The sequence below is a fragment of the Myxococcus faecalis genome, assembly GCF_050039385.1.
Classification (GTDB): domain Bacteria; phylum Myxococcota; class Myxococcia; order Myxococcales; family Myxococcaceae; genus Myxococcus; species Myxococcus fulvus.
Map to the genome: position 1 here is coordinate 4,998,807 of NZ_CP144336.1, position 18,762 is coordinate 5,017,568.

The 18,762-nt window shown below is 69.2% G+C and carries 17 protein-coding genes; 1 reads left to right on the top strand and 16 read right to left on the bottom strand.

What is annotated here, in order from left to right:
- Position 1 precedes the first annotated feature (1 nt).
- Positions 2-1,594: an exopolysaccharide repeat unit polymerase gene (wzy, locus tag VZQ01_RS19980; protein WP_426748702.1), complete on the bottom strand. Its 1,593-nt coding sequence runs from the start codon at positions 1,592-1,594 to the stop codon at positions 2-4.
- A gap of 54 nt (positions 1,595-1,648) precedes the next feature.
- Here wzy and epsH point away from each other — a divergent pair, with 54 nt between their 5' ends.
- A complete protein-coding gene (epsH, locus tag VZQ01_RS19985; protein ID WP_223750952.1) occupies positions 1,649-2,956 on the top strand; it encodes an exopolysaccharide biosynthesis glycosyltransferase EpsH in 1,308 nt (435 codons plus the stop codon).
- A gap of 10 nt (positions 2,957-2,966) precedes the next feature.
- Here epsH and VZQ01_RS19990 read toward each other — a convergent pair whose 3' ends face one another.
- The 15 genes from VZQ01_RS19990 to mobB all read right to left on the bottom strand — a co-directional run bounded on the left by VZQ01_RS19990 (position 2,967) and on the right by mobB (position 18,722).
- Positions 2,967-3,818 carry a nucleotidyl transferase AbiEii/AbiGii toxin family protein gene (locus tag VZQ01_RS19990; RefSeq protein WP_426748703.1) on the bottom strand — a complete coding sequence of 284 codons (852 nt, stop codon included), beginning with the start codon at positions 3,816-3,818 and terminating at the stop codon, positions 2,967-2,969.
- Between the two features lie 53 nt (positions 3,819-3,871).
- Positions 3,872-4,456 carry a type IV toxin-antitoxin system AbiEi family antitoxin domain-containing protein gene (locus VZQ01_RS19995; protein ID WP_426748704.1) on the bottom strand — a complete coding sequence of 195 codons (585 nt, stop codon included), beginning with the start codon at positions 4,454-4,456 and terminating at the stop codon, positions 3,872-3,874.
- Positions 4,457-4,534: 78 nt separating this feature from the next.
- Positions 4,535-4,924, bottom strand: coding sequence for a carboxypeptidase-like regulatory domain-containing protein (locus VZQ01_RS20000; protein ID WP_426748705.1), 390 nt, complete (start codon positions 4,922-4,924; stop codon positions 4,535-4,537).
- 169 nt (positions 4,925-5,093) lie between these two features.
- Complete coding sequence (locus VZQ01_RS20005; protein WP_248543713.1) at positions 5,094-5,657, bottom strand: hypothetical protein; 564 nt, start codon at positions 5,655-5,657, stop codon at positions 5,094-5,096.
- A 173-nt stretch (positions 5,658-5,830) separates the two neighbouring features.
- Entirely contained in the window at positions 5,831-7,927 is a 2,097-nt protein-coding gene (locus tag VZQ01_RS20010; RefSeq protein WP_426748706.1) for a YfbK domain-containing protein, read from the bottom strand.
- Between the two features lie 161 nt (positions 7,928-8,088).
- Positions 8,089-8,451: a hypothetical protein gene (locus VZQ01_RS20015; RefSeq protein WP_223784172.1), complete on the bottom strand. Its 363-nt coding sequence runs from the start codon at positions 8,449-8,451 to the stop codon at positions 8,089-8,091.
- 138 nt (positions 8,452-8,589) lie between these two features.
- A complete protein-coding gene (gene epsU, locus VZQ01_RS20020) occupies positions 8,590-9,798 on the bottom strand; it encodes an exopolysaccharide biosynthesis GT2 family glycosyltransferase EpsU (RefSeq protein ID WP_223784171.1) in 1,209 nt (402 codons plus the stop codon).
- Positions 9,799-9,822: 24 nt separating this feature from the next.
- Complete coding sequence (gene epsV, locus VZQ01_RS20025; RefSeq protein ID WP_267698593.1) at positions 9,823-11,346, bottom strand: PCP family exopolysaccharide biosynthesis protein EpsV; 1,524 nt, start codon at positions 11,344-11,346, stop codon at positions 9,823-9,825.
- The gene (gene epsW / locus VZQ01_RS20030) at positions 11,343-11,747 is read right to left on the bottom strand and encodes an exopolysaccharide biosynthesis response regulator EpsW (protein WP_141329058.1); all 405 of its coding nucleotides are present in this window, start codon (positions 11,745-11,747) and stop codon (positions 11,343-11,345) included. The genes epsV and epsW overlap by 4 nt, the downstream gene beginning before the upstream one ends.
- Positions 11,748-11,777: 30 nt before the next feature.
- The gene (locus VZQ01_RS20035) at positions 11,778-11,954 is read right to left on the bottom strand and encodes a hypothetical protein (RefSeq protein ID WP_170300513.1); all 177 of its coding nucleotides are present in this window, start codon (positions 11,952-11,954) and stop codon (positions 11,778-11,780) included.
- 15 nt (positions 11,955-11,969) lie between these two features.
- The gene (gene epsX / locus VZQ01_RS20040; RefSeq protein WP_141329057.1) at positions 11,970-13,202 is read right to left on the bottom strand and encodes an exopolysaccharide export protein EpsX; all 1,233 of its coding nucleotides are present in this window, start codon (positions 13,200-13,202) and stop codon (positions 11,970-11,972) included.
- 3 nt (positions 13,203-13,205) lie between these two features.
- A complete protein-coding gene (gene epsY / locus VZQ01_RS20045) occupies positions 13,206-13,835 on the bottom strand; it encodes an exopolysaccharide export protein EpsY (protein ID WP_223750958.1) in 630 nt (209 codons plus the stop codon).
- Between the two features lie 9 nt (positions 13,836-13,844).
- Positions 13,845-15,395, bottom strand: a complete 1,551-nt coding sequence (gene wzx / locus VZQ01_RS20050; RefSeq protein ID WP_223750959.1) for an exopolysaccharide biosynthesis flippase — start codon at positions 15,393-15,395, stop codon at positions 13,845-13,847.
- Positions 15,396-15,505: 110 nt separating this feature from the next.
- The gene (gene epsZ, locus VZQ01_RS20055; RefSeq protein WP_141329052.1) at positions 15,506-16,999 is read right to left on the bottom strand and encodes an exopolysaccharide biosynthesis polyisoprenyl-phosphate hexose-1-phosphate transferase EpsZ; all 1,494 of its coding nucleotides are present in this window, start codon (positions 16,997-16,999) and stop codon (positions 15,506-15,508) included.
- A gap of 340 nt (positions 17,000-17,339) precedes the next feature.
- Entirely contained in the window at positions 17,340-18,722 is a 1,383-nt protein-coding gene (gene mobB, locus VZQ01_RS20060) for a molybdopterin-guanine dinucleotide biosynthesis protein B (protein WP_267698592.1), read from the bottom strand.
- Positions 18,723-18,762 lie beyond the last annotated feature (40 nt).

Genomic DNA, 18,762 nt, shown 5'->3' on the forward strand with positions numbered 1-18,762 from the left:
CTCAGCCGTGCTTCGCGAGCGCGGGGGCCTGGGTGTCCTCGGGGTTGGTGTGGATGATGGCGCCCGGAGGCGGCACGGGCGCGGAGGGCGCGGGGGGGACCAGGGCGGTGTGCGGCATGGGCCATGCGCCGGTGGCGACGGCCAGCTTGCCGGACGTCACCACGCACAGCGACACGACGAACGTGCAGATGTACGAGATGATGCCCATGTCTCCGAACACCTGGTTGATGTAGCAGATGACGGAGCCCACGATGATGAGCCCGGCGGCGCGGTGCTCGGCGATGTGCGAGCGATGGTACGCGCGCACGGCCAGGAAGATGGTCACCACCAGGTACATCCACACGCCCGTGTAGCCGACCATCCCTCCGAAGGCGAACAAGCCGAGCAGCGAGTTGTGCGGGTGGTAGCGGTACTGGGGGAAGACGAAGGCGATGTTGGGCAGCGGGATGGGCTCGAGGAACTCGTGGCCATAGCCGGTGCCGAGCAGCGGGAACTGGGTCCACGTCGCGATGACGTCCAGGTTCTCGATGTCACGATAGTCCAGGTTGCCCTCGCCGCCCTCGCCGTCGATGAGGGAGCGCACCTTGTGCACGGGCGCGAAGGCGCCGCCGCGCGCGTTCCAGCCCACCGCGAAGTAGACGAGCATCAGCGGCGCCAGCAGCACGAGCCCTCGGGTGAAGGTGCGCTTGATGGCGGGCCAGGGCGTGATGAGGTAGCCGGCCAGCAGGCACCCCACGAAGCTGACGTAGGCGAGCCGGCGGTCGTTGTAGACCATGCCCATGAAGATGCAGAACATGAGCAAGAGCCCGCGCAGCGCGTGCGCCCCCTTGGGCTTCTCCAGGAAGCGCATGGTGGCGACGAGCAGGCAGAAGTTGAACGTCATCGAGTCCGAGTGACACGTGGTGTACTCGACGAAGACGCCCATGGACGGCACGACGATGGCGCCGAAGTAGACGCTGATGGCGGCCTTGGTGAGCCCCGCGGCGATGACGGTGCGCGCGAAGATGGGCCAGTCCTCCGGGCCGCGCATGGCGTAGTGAAACATGGCGACGATGAACGGCATCATCGCGGCCTGGTGCCACTGCCACAGCGAGTTCTTGAAGTCCCCGCCGCGCATCACCCCGCGCACCTCCATGAAGAGGATGGCGATGAGTGACAGCGCCACCACGGCGATGAGCGGCCGGGGCATGGGCAGCGCGGGCGGGTCGATCTTCGACTTCGTCACCCGCCGGTACATCGCCAGGCCCAACAGGCCGACGATGAGCACGTCCACCAGCGGGAAGCGCAGCGCTCCAATCTTGGTGATGTAGCTGAGCTGGGCGAAGAGCAGCTCCCCCAGGGGGTGCAGGGGGGACGGCCAGAACCCGGACTGGGGCCGCTCCGGGACGTAGTCCACCGCGAGCACCAGGTAGGTGACGATCATCACCGGGTAGCGGATGGGGACCTTGACCACCAGCCACAGCACGGCCACGAGCAGCACTGGGGCCAAAGCGACCACAGGGTGCAGGAGGGCCCCTCCCACGGTGGCGAGCACCAGGAAGCCAAGCAGCGCCACGAAGCGCAGGTAGGAGGGCCGGTCCGGGGCGTACGTCACGACGGAGGGGAGGCTACATCTGGCGGGCCGGTTGGGATAGATGAAGCCTCACGTATGCCTGCTCCCAGACCACGCGTCCTCCTGATTGCCGAGCTGTGCAACCCCGACTGGGTGAGTGTCCCGCTGGAAGGCTGGTCGCTCTACCGCGCGCTGACCGAGGTCGCCGACGTGCACCTGGTCACGCAGGTGCGCAACCGGGAGAACATCCTGAAGCAGGGGGTGCAGGAGGGCTCGCAGTTCACGGCGTTGGATTCGACGCCGGTGGAGAAGCCGCTCGACAAGGTGGGCGAGCTGCTGCGGGGCAAGGCGGGCGTGGGCTGGACGACGGCGACGGCGTTGAGCGTGCTGCCGTACTACTACTTCGAGGAGGTGCTGTGGCAGCGCTTCGGCGCGCGCATCAAGGCCCGGGAGTTCGACCTGGTGCATCGCTACACGCCCATCAGCCCGACGACGCCGAGCACGCTGGCGCGGCGCTGCAAGGCGGCGGGGGTGCCGTTCGTGATGGGGCCGCTCAACGGCGGGTTGCCGTGGCCCAAGGGGTTTGGTGGCGCGCGGCGGCGGGAGAAGGAGTGGCTGAGCTACGTGCGGGACGCGTACAAGCTGATGCCCTTCTACAAGTCCACGCGGGAGAACGCGTCGGCCATCATCACGGGCTCGCGGGCGACGCGGGGCCAGGTGGCGCCGGAGTGGCAGGGGAAGACGGTGTACGTGCCGGAGAACGCCATCGACACGCGGCGCTTCGGGACGGCGAAGTCGGAGGGGCCGGTGGAGCTGCCCTTGAGGGTGGCCTTCGTGGGGCGCTTCGTGCCGTACAAGGGCATGGCGATGTTGATGGAGGCGGCGGCGCCGCTCATCCGTGAGGGCAAGGTGGTGCTGGAGTACATCGGCGACGGGCAGGAGATGCCGAACCTCAAGGCGCAGGCGGCCAGGGAGGGCATCGAGTCCGGGGTGACGTTCGCCGGGTGGGTGAAGCACCAGGAGCTGCAGGGGCGGCTGGCGAAGAACCACGTGTTCGGGTTCCCGAGCGTGCGCGAGTTCGGCGGGGCGGTGGTGTGCGAGGCGATGGCGTTGGGGCTGGTGCCCATCGTCATGGACTACGGCGGTCCGGGGGAGATTGTCAGCCCGGCGACGGGGTTCGCGGTGCCCATCGGGACGCCGGAGGAGATTGTGGCGCGGGTGCGCGGGGTGCTGACGAAGCTGGTCGAGGACCCGTCGGTGATTCGACCCATGGGGGAGCGGGCGCGGGAGCGCATCTTCAAGCACTTCACGTGGAAGGCGAAGGCGGAGCAGGTGCTGGAGGTGTACCGATGGGTGCTGGGCGAGCGCGGGCAGCCCGACTGGGGCATGCCCCTGGCGGACTGAGCCGTGTTCCTCAGGGCCTGGACGTCCACGTCCAGGCCGTGGGGCTCCAGGCTGCATCGAGGTCCTCGTCGAGGAGGACAGGGTCCAGGAAGGCGCGGACTGCTTCCGTGAGCACGTCGAGCGTCTTCCACGGCAGGCCGTCCTGGGTGGCCATGGCCTGATAGGGCCGGTGCCACTCGGGGGGTGGCGAGGGCAGGAAGAACGGGAGGCCGTGCGTCCTCCGGAAGGAGAAGGTCCTCATGAGGGCCTGACGCAGGCGCCTCGATTCGAGCGGGCGGATGCTTCCCAGGAGCGCGAGGTCCGGGAGGTCCTTCACCCGGGTGTTGGGCCGCGTGCGAGGCAGCGTATAGGCGTGGAGCTTCTCCGCCAGATGCGTCTCGAGCGGATAGACGTGGAGCCTGGGCGGAGGGATGCCGGCGAAGCCGAGGGTGTCTTCCACCTCGATGAGTTCGGGTGCTCCGTGCATCGGGTCTCCGATGGCCACGTCGACACCAAAGGGTTGGCCGAAGAGGTCTCGCTCGATTCGGCACTCCGCGCGGAACCGACGTCCGTCGTAGCGCACTCCCTCGTTCTGGATGTCGGGGTGGTGGGGGTCGAGCCGGAGCTCGAAGCGCATGAAGTCTCCGAGGTCCAACTGGCCTGCCTGCTGGATGCGCGCGAGCAGGTCGCGTGGGTCCCCCGTCAGACGCAGGTCGACGTCCCGGGTCGTGCGTGCTCGCTGAAGCCTCAGCTCGAGCACCAGTCCTCCCTTGAGGGTGATGGCGTCCGCGAAGACCTGGGACGCACGCGCGAGGAAGCGGTGGAAGACGAGGAGCTGACGCCGTCGGTTGAAGTCGTCCCCGTGAGAGGCGTTCCTCCTCAACCGTTGCTCGAGAGCATTTCTGAAGGCGTCGCCGGTCAGGTAGCGGCGAACGCTCATCGTGTCCGCGGCGCCTTCGCCACGCTCGCCTTCTGGATGCGAGCGAGGTCGGACTTGCGGATGAGTCCGCGCTCGAGGGCCTGCGCGATGGCTTGTTGGAGCAGGTCTGGAGCGAGCTGGGCGGCCGCGCAGTCCGTCAGGGTGCGCAGGGGCGAAGTGACGGGCACCGCGGCGGGCCAGGTGCGCTCGGCATCGTCGAGCGCGGCGTGATGGATGACGACGCCGGGAGGAACGCGAAGCCTGCGTTGCTTCCACGTCGTGGGAAGGGTCAGGTGGAGTCGAGAGGGCAGCACGTCCGAGAGCTGATGCAGGGCGAGTGCCGTCTCGTGTGAGAAGACGCCCTGCTGCTCCGACCAGAGCCACACGGTGACGAGTGCTTCGTCCTGGCCCTGGGGGTAGTGCACCAATCGGTACACCCCTCTCCGGATCCGGACCACCTTGCCGATGTGCAGGTAGTGGACGAGGAGCTGAGGCGAATAACCCGCCTCCGCCGCCTGCTTCGTCGTGAACAGGCCCGCCTGTCCCAAGGCGAACTCGAAGAGCCGATTCCAGTCCGGCGCCTGCTCGCGCTTGCCCGTCATGCACGAAACTTAAGTTGGATTTTAGTTTCGTGCCAAATCGGGCCCGTCACCGCACGAAACTTAAACAGAATTTTAGTTTCATGCAGGGCTTCGGGCCTGGGAACCGCTGCTCGGGCGCAGTGCCACCCGTGAGCGGATGGCGCCGTTGGCTCGCAGCAGGATGTCCGTGCGGGACGAGGGTGCGTAGTCCGGGTGCTCGAACCGCAGCGTGTACGTCCCCGCGGGGAGCAAGGGCAGCCGATAGCGCCCCGCCGGGTCCGTCCAGGTCACATGGGCCCCCGTGTGGCCCGATGCGCTGGCGCTGACCTTCACCCTCACGAGCGGCTCGCCACTGTCTCCGTCGATGACGATGCCCAGCAGCACTCCCGGCGGTGGCGCGTACTCGCGGCTCTCCGCTCGGGTCAGGACAGGCACCGTGACGATGAGCACCAACATGCAGAGCAGATAGGGCACGTAGTGCGTCAGCACGGAGGCGGCCTCGGTGTGGCTCGGGGAGAGGAGCCATTCTCCCGGCTCGGGCTGACGCGAACCGCATGCTCGGCTCCGCGCTCCATCACCGTTCCGGCATGGGGCTCCCCATCGTGGTGACGTGGGCCGCCGACTCAGCTCCGGGGGCCTTCGGGTCGGGGGCCGCGGATCAGCGACTCACGACGCGTGCCTCGGGCTCCTGGGCGTGGCGTCCTTCCGAGGCTTCGAGGACGACCTGCTCGGGAGTCCCCGGGGCCAGCTCCGCGAGGGACCGGAAGCGCCGCAAGCGGAGCTCGGGCTCCGCGGTGTCACGCCGTGCAGAAGCTCCGCTCAGCGCGTCTTCCAGGGCCGACGTCTCCCGCGTGGCTCCGGACGCCTCGTGCGACTCCGTGACCGCGGGACGCACGGCGATGCGCTGGAGGAACTCCTGGTCCACCCGCACGCCCGTGGTCATCGAGCCCACGTCCACCGTCGGGCCGCCCGTCTCGAGGCGCAACGTCTCGACAGGCCAGGCGCTTCGCCCCGCGTCGAGCGTGACGACCGGCCGGCTGGGCTTGCGAATCACCTGCGACCGGGGCGGAGCCTCCTCCTCGACCGTGGCACACGGTGCCTCCGTTGCCTGGGTCGAAGCCGGGGCCTGTGCCTCGACGCTCGGGCCGGCCTCCTGTGCCCCGGCGGCCGGAGAGAGCATCCACACGAGTCCACACAGCACACCGCGAAGGAAGGGCGTCACGTGCTCGACTCCAAGGCCTCGGGAGAACGAACACCATCATCCGGGACCACGAGGGGAGAATCTCCCGCGCGGGTCCCCGGGTTCATCATGGCTCGGTCATGATGCGAGGCCCTGGACATGATGGAGATACGACCCAAGGCGTCATTTCGGGTCGACAGGGCGGGAAGCCCCACTCACCAGCCCGAGGGCGGACGGTCGAAGTCCATGGTCCGCAAGGGGGCGAAGGCCTCGAACGGGTCCACCCTCCGGTCCAGGCCCCCGGCCCGGCGGATGAGGTCACCCAGCTCTTGCACGTCCTCGCGCTCCTTCAGCTCCGGACCCACCCCGCTCCACAGCTCCAGGAGGGAGTCGTAGGTCAGCGGCCGCGTCCAGTACGAGCCTCGGAGCTTCTCGGCGAAGGCGGAGGCCACGTAGGCCAGTCGGGTGGACTCGCTGGCCTGGGCATAGCTCGGGCGCAGGGTGGCTCGGGGCAACGGGGTCGCCAGCTCCTTCGAGCTGCCGCCCTCGGACGACTTGTAGCGGATGCGCAGCGTGCCCAGCGTCCGGGCGTTCTCGCGCGGCTTCACCTCGTAGAGGGCGGTGACCGAGTGGCCCGCGCCCACCTCGCCCGCATCGACGCGGTCTTCGCGGAACTGCTCGGCCGTCAACGCGCGGTTCTCGTACCCGAGCAGCCGATAGAGGGAGACCTCCTTCGGGTCGAACTCCACCTGGAGCTTCACGTCCTTGGCCACCACCTGGAGCGTGCCCGTGAGGTTCTCCACGAAGACGCGGTGGGCCTCCTTCAGCTCGTCGACGTAGGCGTAGTTCCCCTCGCCGACATGGGACAGCCGCTCCATCAGCACGTCGTTGTAGTTGCCCATGCCAAAGCCCACGGTGGACAGGGTGATGCCCCGCGCCGCGAGCGACTTCACCTTCTCCCAGATGCCATCCGCGTCGGAGATGCCCACGTTGGCCACGCCGTCCGAGCAGAGGATGACGCGGTTGATGCCGCCCTCGCGCAGGTGTTCCACGGCGATGCGGTAGCCCAGCTCGAGTCCCGCCTGGGCGTTGGTGGAGCCTTCGGTGTGGAGCCCGTTGATGGTGTTGAACAGTCGCGACGTGTAAAGCGCGCTCGTGGGCGGGAGCACCTGCCGGGCCCGTGAGCCGTACACGACGAGCGACACGAGGTCGCGCTCGTCCAGCTCCGACACCAGCATGCGCAGGGACTGCTTTACCAGCTCCAGCCGGTTCTCCATGGCCATGGACCCGGACACGTCGACGACGAAGACGAGGTGGCTGGGCTTGCGCTCGGCGCGGGAGACCTCGCGAGCCTTCACGCCGATGCGCAGCACCTGGTAGCCCTTGCGCACGGGGGAGGGGAAGCCCTGCACGTGGACGGCGAAGGGCGCGCTCTTCGCGCTCGCGTAGCCGTAGTCGAAGCTGTTGACGAACTCCTCCACGCGCACGGCGCGCGCATCCGGCATGGCGCCGCGCTTCAGGTAGCTGCGCGTGAGTGCGTACGAGGCCGTGTCCGTGTCGACGGAGAACGTGGAGAAGCGCTCCTCCTCCGTGTTGACGGTGGGGTTCACCCCATACCCCTTGAAGTACATGTCGGAGTAGCGCGAGCGGGTCATCGGCTCGTCGCGGTGGGGCTGGGTGGGCGCCTGGCGCGAGGGAACTGGGTGGAGTCGCAGCGTCATCGACATGCCGGGCAGGGCGGGGGCGACGTCGTGCTGGGGTGGAGGGCTCGCGACGGCAACCTGCCCGTTGAGGGGGACGCCGTATGCGTCGTGCGCGGGGCCCGGGGCCAGTTCCGCCAGTGCTTCGAAGGAGCGCGACGGTTCAGGAGGCCGAGCCTTGTCGATGCGCTTGATGAACTCCTGGTCGACGTTGACGCCCGTGGTGGTGAAGCCCGGGCCGAGGGTCGGCGGAGTACTGATGATGGGCACGATGAGCGCGTCATCGGCGAGCATCTCGACCTTGATGCGGAGGGTGCTGTCGAGCCTCAGTTGCACGTCCCCGCGCTCGTAGCGCTTGTAGTGCTGCCGCTCGTACCGGACGGTGTAGACGCCCGGAGGGAGCTGAGGGATGCGGTACTCGCCCTTGGCGTCGGTGACGGCGCTACGTTCACCCACGAGGCTGGGCGACGTCGCGGTGATGACGACATCGGGAAGAGGCTGACGGCTCTTCACATCGATGACGGTGCCGATGATGTTGCTGTTCTGGGCGAGCGCCAGCGGGGCCAGCAGCACCAGCAGCCCGCATAGCAGTCGTGGAATGACAGCGTTCATGAGGTCCACCTCGGTGCATCGAGAGGTGGCCATCATCCAGACGGAGCGGGCCTCGCATCGCACGCGAGGCTCCAGGCCCCATCATGGTTTCAGCACGGGCAGGAGGTCATGGGCTCGCACGACGAGGTTGCGTGCCGCGCGCCATCTTTTGGAGCGGCGCTTCAGAGACACACCAGGCACTCGTAAGGTGGTCGCGTCGGCGCTTCAGGGCTTCGCCAGGTCATGACGAGCCCACCTCGAGTGATGCCGTAGTGTGTATCGGGGATGTTGGGGGAGAGGGGGCCGGCTTGAGTCGAGAGCTCGTTCGTGGCTCCTGGAGCCACCTCAGCCAGATACTCGATAGCGCGAGTCGCATCGACGCGTCCTCGCGGACGTGCAACGGCGATGCGCTTCAGGAACTCCAGGTTCTCGTCGACGCTCGCGGTCGTGTCGACGATGCGCGCATCACGAGCACTCTGGGAACACGCCGGAGCGGCGAGCAGCAACAACAGCACCCACGGCACTCCACCGATGAAAGCTTTCATGACGTCCACCTCGAAGCAGCGAGAGAGGCGGGCAGCGTCCAGAACCGACGGCTCCCGAGCCGCATGAGAGGCTCAAGGCTTCATCATCGTTTCCTCACGAACGTGGGAGTGACGCGCGTCACTCCCAGGAACACCACTTCATCGCCGCTCGGCCTCGCGCTCGGTGCGCACCCACTCGCCGCGCTTCTCCGCGCCAGGGCCGCGCAACATCAACCCCACCTTCCACACCACGTACACAGGCGCCCAAGCCAGGTCCAGCAGCCCTCGCGGTCCAACGCCGGACACCCACCACCCGCGCAGCACGTACGCCCCCAGGCTCATCAGCCCGAAGCCCGCCACCGCCGAGGCCCACACCGCCGTCCCACCCGACAGCCACACCAGCACCGACGCCGCCACCGCGCTGCCCACCGCGGCCAGCACCAACTGACTCAACGGCGGCACCAGCACGTCCATCGACAAGTCCAACAGCAATCCACTGCGCTGCTTCAACGCATCACTCAGCAGCGGCCACCCGTGCAGCTTGCGCATCTGCGCGCGCCCACCCTCCCAGCGCTGACGCTGCGAGCGGCTCTGCTTCTCCGCCGACACCATCTCGCCCTGCACCTCCGCCTCCCAGGCGTAGTGCACGCGGTGCCCCTTGCGGCCCAGCCGGATGCCGTACTCCAGGTCCTCCACCACGCTGAACGCGTCGTGAGGCACCTCGCGCAGCACCGCGTGCGTGAAGCACATCCCGTTGCCACGCAGGCCGCAGGACACCCCCAGCGCCTCGCGCCCCAGCGAGCGCACCTTGTGGAACATGCCCAGCGCAATCGTCATCAGCCGAGTGCGCCACGACGCCGTCGGGTTCATCACCCCGTAGTGCGCCTGCACCGCGTGCGCCCCGTCCTCCAACCTGCGCCCGTACGCGTGCAGCAGGTTCGGCGACACCACCGTGTCCGCGTCCACCACCACCACCGCGTCCGCGAAGCCGTCCTGCTGGCTGAACTCGAACGCGTGCGCCAGCGCGTACCCCTTGCCGCGCTTCTGCGTGTCCTGCCGCTCCAGCACCGTCGCGCCCGCCTCGCGCGCCTTCTGCGCCGTCGCATCCGAGCAGTTGTCCGCGATGACCAGGATGCGCCGCAGCGACGCCGGGTAGTCCACCGCGGACAGGTTCGCCACCGTCCGGGCGATGCCCAGCTCTTCATTGTGCGACGGAATCACCACGTCGAACTTGCGCGTGGGCGCGGGCGGCACCGGGGCGGCACGCCGCCACGACAGCACCGTCAGGAGCAGCAGATAGCCGCACGCCACCGCCACCGGCAGCAGCGCCACGCACAGCGCCAGGTCCACCCAGGTCCACACCGTCACGACTGTCTCCCCCGAGCACGCGCCCTAGCGCCGCTCCAGCTCCGCCAGCACCGGGAGCTTCAGGATTCGCTCCACCTGCCACTTCTCCAGGATGCGCCGACGGATGATGTCCAGCGCCACCGCCGCGAAGATGCCCATCGCGATGCCACCCACCACACCCGCCGCCAGGATGAGCTGCACCTTCGGCTTCGACGGCTTCTCCGGGAACGTCGGCGGCGACAGCACGCTGAAGCGGTGCTTCATCGACGCGCGCGAAATCTCCAGCTCCGTCTTCGCCTGGTCCAGCCGCCGCATCTTCTCCTGGTGCCGCATCACCAGCATCCGCACCCGGTCCGCCGCCACCGACACCTCCGGGTTGTCCGCCGTCGCGGGCCCACCAAACGCCGCCGCGCCCAACAGCGGCCCGCCCGTGGTCCCCTGCTCCAGCTCCCCCGGGTCCCCGCCGTTGCGGATGTACTCGTTGATGAGCTCGTTCAGCTCCGAGCGCAGCGCCACCAGCTGCGGCGAGTCCTCCTGGAGCGCGACGATGCGCTGCTCCAGGTCCGTGATGAGCGGGTGCTGCGGCGAGTAGATGACGCGCTGCTCGGCCAGCTGGTTGCGCAGCTCCGTCAGCCGCCGCGCGCGGAACTCCTCCACGTCCGAGATGGCCCGACGCTTGGTCTGCACCATGAACCGCATCTGCGCGAGCAGGTGGTTCGTGTTGATGCCCAAGGCGCCCGCCGCCTGCGCCGCCGCGCCGCCCCGGCCCTTGTTCTGCTTGGCCTCCTCGCGCTTGCGCTTGGCCTCCACGCGCTTCACCGTGGCGTCCAGCGACGCGATGGCCTGCTTGATGCCCTCGGCCTCGTCCACCACCTGCTTGTCCAGGATGGTGATGGCCTCCGCCACCGCGCCCATCTCCGCCTGCTGCCGCATCTCCAGGAAGTTCTTCTGCGCCGCCTCGACGATGTTGAGCGCCAGCTGCGGGTCGCTCCAGTCCACGCCGATGGTCACCGTGCCCGTGCCACCCTCCACCATCACCAGCATGGACTGCTCCAGCATGGCGCTGAGCGCGTCCGCCTTGTCCTCGTCGGACATGGGCGGCGGCGGCTTGCGCAAGAGCTTCTCCTTCAGCTTGCTCATGGGCGAGCGCTGCAGCTCCCAGTACTCCACCAGCTTCGCGTCCCGGACCACGGCCTTCAGGTTGTCGGCCTTCATCACCATCTCCCACGCCGCGCGCGTGGGCTGGTCCGCGTCCACCGGAATGGAGCGGCCCGGGTTCGCCAGCGAGGCGATGATGAAGTTGCGCTGCGTGAGCATCCGCGTCTCGACGTGGTACTTGCGCGGCATGATCTTGGTGACGCCCGCCGCCAGGCCGGACACCGCGGCCATCACCACCAACGCCAGGAACCAATGCCTGAGCACCGCGTTCTTCAAATAGAAGACCGCGTCGATGGCGAAGCCCCAGTCGATGAGGTCCGACGGTGCGTTCGTCTCCACGCGCTCGGGCGTGTACGCCGGAGCGGCGGGGGCGGCCCGGGGGCCCCGAGGCCCGAGGGCCGGCGCCGTCACGAGGTCCTCCTCACGGGCGCGTTCTTGAGCAGGTGCTTCACCCGCTTGGAGAACTCCTCCTGCGTGAAGGGCTTGCCCAGGTAGCTGTTGGCGCCCGCCTCCTCGGCGTGGGCCTTGTCCTCGGGCAAATCCCGCGCGCTCACCACCAGCACCGGCACGTCCGTCATGCCCGGGTTCTTGCGGATGTGCTCACACAAGTCGTAGCCGGAGATGTCCGGCAGCGTCAGGTCCAGGCACACCAGGTCCGGACGCTCCGCGCTCGCCAGGTGCTTGAGCGCCGCCTGCCCGTTGGGCAGCTCCACCACCTGCTTGAATCCCATGGCACGCAGGTAGTCGCCCAGCATCTTCCGGAAGAAGGGCGCGTCCTCCACCAGGAGGACCGTGTGCATTTGGGGCTCCATTGCGTCGTCAGCCTTTCTTCTCAGTCGCGCTCAGTGGAAGCCGAGCCGTGGCACCCAGACGATGACGCCGTAGGTGTATGCCGCGTTGAAGAGGATCACCCACAGGATGGCCTTCTTCAGTCCTCGCGACGGATTCGGGTCCCTCGCCGCCTTCGCGGGAAGGGCAATCGTGAGGATGAGGACGGACATCAGGATGAGCTTCGCCATGGCCTTCGCTTTGGCTCAGAGGATACCAGTTTGCCGCAGCGACAGGCCCAGCACCGCCGCCCATTGGAACCGGGCCGCCGGCAACTCGGGCGAGCGGCTCCACGTCCCCCGGGTATCCGCGTCCACCGACATCCAGGTGTTGAGAATCCAGGACGCCGTCACCCCGCCGGACACCAACCTGTCACCCGTGGCCCCGCCCACCGCGAAGGCCGTCCCCGCCGTGGTGCCCACGCGAACCCGGGGCCCCAGCGCCCACGTCCCCGTCGCGGTGAGGTCCGCGCGCGGATAGACGCGCGCCGTCAGTCGGTCCGTGAAGGGGGAGACGCGCACGCCCAGCCGCCCGTCGAAGTCCGCCGTGCGCGAGGGGATGCGGTGCCCCACCGCGAGCGTGAGGTTGGGCAGCACTTCCGTGCGAGGTGCCGGGTCCGGCTCGACTCCGCCGGCCGCTGTCACGGTGTGGACAATGCTCGCGCCCACGCCGGCCTCCAGGCCCGTGCGGCGAGTCATGCGGCCCGTCCAGCTCTCCGTCAGCGTCACCACGGTGTTGTTGGCCCCGGTGGAGAAGCGCGCGTAGGTGGCGGCGGCCGAGGTGGTGATGGCGCTGAGCGGGGACAGCGCGTGGCTCAGGGACACGTCCAGGCGCGGGCCGTACTGCAGGGGTACGGCTTCACGCGCGGGACCGTCCAGGCCGCCGCTCACGGTGAAGCCCGTGGTGCCGGACAGCTGCCAGCGCCGCCCCAGCCAGCCCGTCTCGCCGGTGAGCGACGTGGCGGAGGAGAGGAAGTGGACGGTGTCCGCCTCGGGCAGGGGCTGCAGCGGACCTCCGCCCTGCGGCGGCCGGATGGGGCCGTCCGGGTCGATGGGGTCCGGGTCCAGCGAGGGCAGCGCGTCGAGCGTGAGCAGGTTCACGCTGCCCAGCACCAGCTCCTCGCTCAGCCGGAACGACAGGCCCCGCTCGGGGCGCCAGAGCGCGGCGAAGCGGCCGATGTGCTGAATCTCGGTGCGCGCCCTGGCCGTCACCTCGCGCAGGCTGATGCGCGGCGCGTAGTCCAGCTGGAGCGACGTGTTCCCCTCGCGCCGCTCCAGGCCCAGAATCGGCGTGAAGTCCGTGTCAGCGGCGAGGGTGGGCGCGTCCTCGGCGGGGTCCTCGTTGGAGCGCACGCGCGAGTCCACCCGCACCGACGCGGTGTAGGAGACGGAGGCCCCACAGACCTCCAGCCACATCGCGGTGAGCGCCGCCCCCAGCACCGCTCACTCCACCACCACCACGTCACCGGGGCGCAGGCGGAACGACGGCGCGCGCCCCTCGGCGTGGATGAGGTCCTGGTAGCGGAAGCGGATGCGCACGGGCGCCTGCCCGTCGTCCTGGCGCATGACGAAGATGCGGTCCTTGTGCGCGTACTCGGTGAAGCCGCCCGCGCCGGCCAGGGCCTGCAGCAGGCTGGCCCCCACATCGATTTCCAGCGGACCGATGCGGTTGACCTCGCCCACCATGGTCACCTTGATGGGGCGCGGCATCTCCAGCGCCACCGTGACGACGGGGTGGTTGATGTAGTCCTTCAGCCGCGTCTGGATCTGCTGCGACAGCATGGCGGGGCTGTGGCCCGCGGCCTCCACGTCGTCCAGGAACAGCAGGCTGATGCGCCCGTCGTCGCGCACGCGCGCCTGCGTGGTGAGCGACTCCTGGTTCCACACGCGGATGTTGAGCAGATCGCCGGCGGCGATGCGGTAGCTGGCGTCCAGCGGGGGCGGCTTCTCCTGGTACTCGTCCACCCAGGTGTACTTGCCGAGCCCCGTGCAGCCGGAGGCCACGAGCACCAGCCCCGCGGTGGCGAGCACGCGCGAGGCCGGGCGGAGCAGGGAGCGGAGCGGGGAGGTCATGGGGCTCCTTCAGGGCGCGGGGGCGACGGCCACGACGGCCGGCTCCGGTTCGGGGTTGCCTCGGCGGCGCGCCAGCTTCACCACCGCGAGCACCTCGCCCGGCTTCACCGCGCCGAGCGCCAGCACCCCCACGACGTACAGCGAGGCCTCGACGATGAGCCGCGGCCAGTCGGACAGCGGCGCGAGCACCGTGCGGTCCAGCGCGACGATGGCCACGCACACCACCGCCGTCTTCGCCACGCGCACCAGCAGCCGCCGGTCCACCGCGGAGCGGCCCATGCGGCCGAGCATGATGATGGTGATGACCACCTCCATCAGCAGCAGCGAAATCGCCGTGCCCGCCGCGCCGCCGCCGTCGCCGTACTTCGCGTACAGCCAGGGCACGAGCAGCAGGTTGAGCAGCGGGTTGAGCAGCAGGCTGCCGAAGATGCTGGTGCCCGTCACCCACCACTCGCGGTTCGTCATGGTGAGCCACGCGCCGCACGTCATCGTCACGAACGCGAGCACGAACAGCGGCGACTGCAGGCGCAGCAGGTTGACCGCCAGCGAGTAGTCGCGGCCGAGCAGGCCAATCCACAAGGGCGCGCCCATCACGATGAGCATCATCATGGGCACCGTCACGGCGAGCGTCCCCTCGAGCGCGCGGCGGGCGATGATGCTGACCTCCTCCTCCGAGCGCGCGGCGGCGCGCGACATGAGCGGCAGGAGCACCCAGCCCATGACGGGGTTCAGCGCGAAGGTGACGTTGGAGATGCTCCACGCGGCGGAGTACCAGCCCACCTCCTCGTGGCTGCCGAGCATCCCCAGAATCATGATGTCCAGCCGTCCGTTGGTGGCGAGCGCCGCGGCGGTGAGGAAGTAGGGCAGGCCCGCCTTGCACACCTTCCACGTGGCGGGGAAGTCCACGCGGAACACCAGGCCCATGTGCACGCGCGCCAGGTACCAGCCGATGCCCAGCTTGATGGCCTCCGATGCGACGACGGGCACAGCGAGCCAGGGCAAGGGCAGCCCCAGCACGCCCACCGCCAGCAGGCCGCCGCCCCACACCACCTTGGTGACGACGTTGGAGATGGACAGGCCCGCGACCTTGCCCTTGGCGTGCAGCAGCGCCGCCATGGACGCGTTGCACATGACGAGCAACTGCGCGACGCCGAACACGTACACCAGCGCGCGCATCTCCGGCGGGTCCTCGCGCCACGCCATCACGAGCGACAGCGCGCCCATCAGCACGACGGTGAGGATGAGCCGCAGCAGCATGGAGGCGCCGAAGAAGTCGCTGGCGTGCTCCGGCCTGCGCGACACCTCCTTGCGGATGTACATCTCCAGGCCCAGGTTCGTGGCGATGAAGAAGATGGCGGAGAAGCTGTCCGCCCAGTTGAAGCGCCCGAAGGCCTCCGGCGACAGGTAGTGCGTCAGCAGCGGACGGATGCCGAAGGCGATGGCGTACGTCACCAGCAGCGAGCCGCCGAGCTGCAGGCCGTTGCGCACCGCGCCCATCGCCTCGTGGGAGCGCTCATGCTCCTGGGCGTTCTGCTGAGAGGATTCGCTGTGGGTAGTCACGGTGGGGAGTCGGGCGCTCCCGGCGTCGGCCGGACGGCCCGGGTGCATAGAAGACGAGCGGGGGCGGCACGTCAATGCCACCCCCGCGGGAAGTCAGGTCGCCTGGAGGCCTAGCTGGCCCCGCGACCCGTGATGACCACCGGCACCGTCTGCAGCAGCAGGCGCAGGTCGCTCGTCAGCGTCCAGTGGTCGATGTACTGCATGTCCAGGTACATCCACTCCTCGAAGGAAATCTGGTTGCGGCCGGAGACCTGCCAGATGCACGTCAGGCCCGGGCGCACCGACAGCCGGCGGCGCTGCCACGTCTCGTACTTGGCCACCTCGCTGGGCACCGGCGGCCGAGGGCCGACGATGCTCATCTCCCCGCGCAGCACGTTGATGAACTGGGGCAGCTCGTCGATGGAGAACTTGCGGATGAAGCGGCCGATGCCCGTGATTCGCGGGTCGTTCTTCATCTTGAAGACCGGCCCCGACTGCTCGTTGAGCGCGGCCAGCTTCTCCTTGAGCTCCTCCGCGTTCACCACCATGGAGCGGAACTTGAGCATGTAGAACGGCTTGCCGTTCTGCCCGACGCGGTACTGCTTGAAGAAGATGGGCCCCTTCGACGTGAGCTTCACCATCAGCGCCACGAAGCCCAGGAGCGGCAGCAGCATCCACAGCGCCACCGCGGACACGCAGATGTCGAACAGGCGCTTCATCGCCATCTGGTGCGGCTTGGGGCTCACCGCCGCGAAGTGCAGGAAGCCGTCCGCCACCGCGCGGCTGTCGACGGGGCGCGCGCGGTCCAGGCGGAAGGTGTGCGCCGGCAGCGCGAAGGGCACGCCGAAGCGCTCGGCCAGCTTGATGGCGGCCTGCATCGCCTCGCCCTGCTTGAGCGTGTTGCCCGCGATGTAGACCTCGTCCACCGCCGTGTTGCGCAGGATGTGCTCCAGGTCATCCACCGTGCCGAGCACCTTCGAGGGCAGCTCGCCGATGGAGCCCGTGTCGTCGTGGAAGCGCACGTAGCCCAGAATCTGCCGACGGCCGCGGCGCGTCAGGTCCTCGCCGGAGTAGCGGCCCATGGCCCCCGTGCCGACGATGAGCACCGCGTCCATGGGGCGCTCCTGCGCCGCCACCGGACGGAAGACGAACAGGCGCAGCAAGAGCGCCACGGGCCAGAACAGGATGAGCAGGGGCGCCAGGCCCGGGACCTTCAGCGTCTCCGGCAGGGCCAGGTTCGCCACCGCGAGCACCGTCACCACGGCGAGCGTCGTCACCGACACCAGCGCGACGTGGTCCAGCCGGCTGCGCTCGGCGAAGCGCGAGTCGTACAGGCACAGGGCCGTGCCGGTGATGATCCACACCACCAGCGACGCCAGCACGACGGCGGGCAAGAGCCACCCGGGCTCCGCCCGCAGCTGGCCGTCCATCCACGCGGAGGCCGTCAGGACCACCGTCATCAGGACCAGGTCCACCGTCAGGTTCAACTTCGCCGCGAAGCCAGGCGCCAGCTTCGGCCCCGGAACCTGCTCTTCCGCCGCGACGACCCCCACGTTGCCCTGAGCGGATGCCGACCCAGGAGCACCGACCGCCGCACCAGTACTTGCGCTGCTCATCGTGTCCACCCCCCTCTACCTGCTCGACCGAGTGTTCAGTCCAGATAGAGGCTGCCGTTGAGGCTGAAAATCTTCAAGTCGGAAAGAACTGCTTTTTGCCATGCTTGTGCGGTGCGTTGCAACCCCCCGCACCGTGAGTAAGACGTGACATGGTGTGAAATCTTTGGATCATCCGACTCTCGTCGCATCTCACGGGGTCCCAGCGAACACCGGGAGTGCTCCCTTCGCTTCCCCGCTGCGAAGGAGCCCGTGCGGGATACTGCATCTACGGTGCCGGTCTGACGTGAAGGGGTACGGGCGTGGAGGGGGGGCTGGATGCATGCGAGACGTGCGCCGGGATTTCATGGGTTTATGCGCCCGCCAGGCGTTCCGCGTGGGAGTGGACGTTGAAGCGGCCGTCCCGCACGAACGTGGCCAGCGTCACGCCGGAACGCAGGGCCAGGTCCACGGCCAGGGTGGTGGCCGCGGAAACGCCCGCGACGACGGGGATTCGGGCGCGGACGGCCTTCTGGATGATTTCGAAGCTGACGCGTCCGCTCACGGCGAGGAGCGCGGGCTGACGCGTCAAATCGGCGGGGCGCGCGAGATTTGCGCGGAGTGTGCCCGCCAGGACGAGCGCGCCGACGACCTTGTCCACGGCGTTGTGTCGGCCCACGTCCTCGAAGGCGGCGAGCAGGCGCCCCTCGGTGTCGAGCGCGGCGGCGGCGTGGACGCCTCCGGTGCGGGCGAAGTTGCGTTGCACGTCGCGCAGGCGCTCGGTGGCGCGGGCCACGGCGAAGGGGGAGAGCACGGGGCCTGGCGGCAGGGGCGTGCAGCCGGTGAGCAGGTCCTCGACGCTGCGCCTCCCGCACACTCCACATGCTGAGGTGGTGAGAGTTCCGCGACGGGTGGCGCGCAGGGGCTCCGGGTCGAGGAAGACGCCTGGGGCGGGCGTGACTTCGAGCACGTTTCCCCAGCCTTCCTCTCCGGGCCGTCCGCAGTGGGCGAGGGTGCCCAGGTCCTCGGCGCCCCGGATGAGGCCCTCGGCGAGGAGGAAGCCCACGGCGAGCTCCCGGTCGTGTCCGGGGGTGCGCATGGTGGTGACGAGTGATTCGCCATTCACGCGAAGCTCGAGCGGCTCTTCGACGGCGAGGGCGTCGTTCTCGGTGGGCTGGAAGGTGGCGCCGTTCCAGCGACGCACGGGCTTGGAGGCGACGCCGCGCGCGTCGGCGGGGGAGAGGGGCTCGGGGCGGGGCGGGCGCAGGTGCTCGAGCACCGCGTCCGCGATGGCGCCGAGGTCCTCGGGGGAGAGGACTCGTGGGCTGGTGGGACTCGGGGGGGGCGAGTCGGTGATGAGCGCGAAGACCTCGGGCCGTGACGGAGCCAGGGGTGGGCCGAGTCCCTCGCGCCAGACCTCGAGCTTGGGCAGGGGGCCGTCCTTCCAGCCCTCGACGAGGGCGAGGTCCAGGCGTCCGACGAGGCGGGAGAGGAGCGTGGGCAGGCTGTCCGCGGGGGCCGGGTCGTGGGTGAGCTGGACGCCCTCGGGGGTGGCGAAGCCGGTGAGCACGGCGCCAGCCCGCTGGAAGCGCGCGGTGTCACTGCCGGGGCGGTGGAGCGGGTGCGCGTCGGAGGAGTGCTTCACGGCGGCGACGCGCAGGCCGCGCGAGGCGAGCTCCGGGAGCAGGCGCGCGAGGAGCGTCGTCTTCCCGGCGCCGGACCAGCCGATGATGCTCACCGCGGGGACGCGGCTCATGGGTGGAGCCCCGCAGCCGTGGCGTCGACCTGGGTGGGGC

What these genes read in the sequence shown, in the direction of transcription:
- epsH (WP_223750952.1), top strand. Translation starts at nt 1,649, where the DNA reads ATGCCTGCTCCCAGACCACGCGTCCTCCTGATTGCCGAGCTGTGCAAC.
- VZQ01_RS19995 (WP_426748704.1), bottom strand. Translation starts at nt 4,456, where the DNA reads ATGACGGGCAAGCGCGAGCAGGCGCCGGACTGGAATCGGCTCTTCGAG.
- VZQ01_RS20010 (WP_426748706.1), bottom strand. Translation starts at nt 7,927, where the DNA reads ATGAACGCTGTCATTCCACGACTGCTATGCGGGCTGCTGGTGCTGCTG.
- VZQ01_RS20015 (WP_223784172.1), bottom strand. Translation starts at nt 8,451, where the DNA reads ATGAAAGCTTTCATCGGTGGAGTGCCGTGGGTGCTGTTGTTGCTGCTC.
- epsW (WP_141329058.1), bottom strand. Translation starts at nt 11,747, where the DNA reads ATGGAGCCCCAAATGCACACGGTCCTCCTGGTGGAGGACGCGCCCTTC.
- VZQ01_RS20035 (WP_170300513.1), bottom strand. Translation starts at nt 11,954, where the DNA reads ATGGCGAAGCTCATCCTGATGTCCGTCCTCATCCTCACGATTGCCCTT.
- epsY (WP_223750958.1), bottom strand. Translation starts at nt 13,835, where the DNA reads ATGACCTCCCCGCTCCGCTCCCTGCTCCGCCCGGCCTCGCGCGTGCTC.
- mobB (WP_267698592.1), bottom strand. Translation starts at nt 18,722, where the DNA reads ATGAGCCGCGTCCCCGCGGTGAGCATCATCGGCTGGTCCGGCGCCGGG.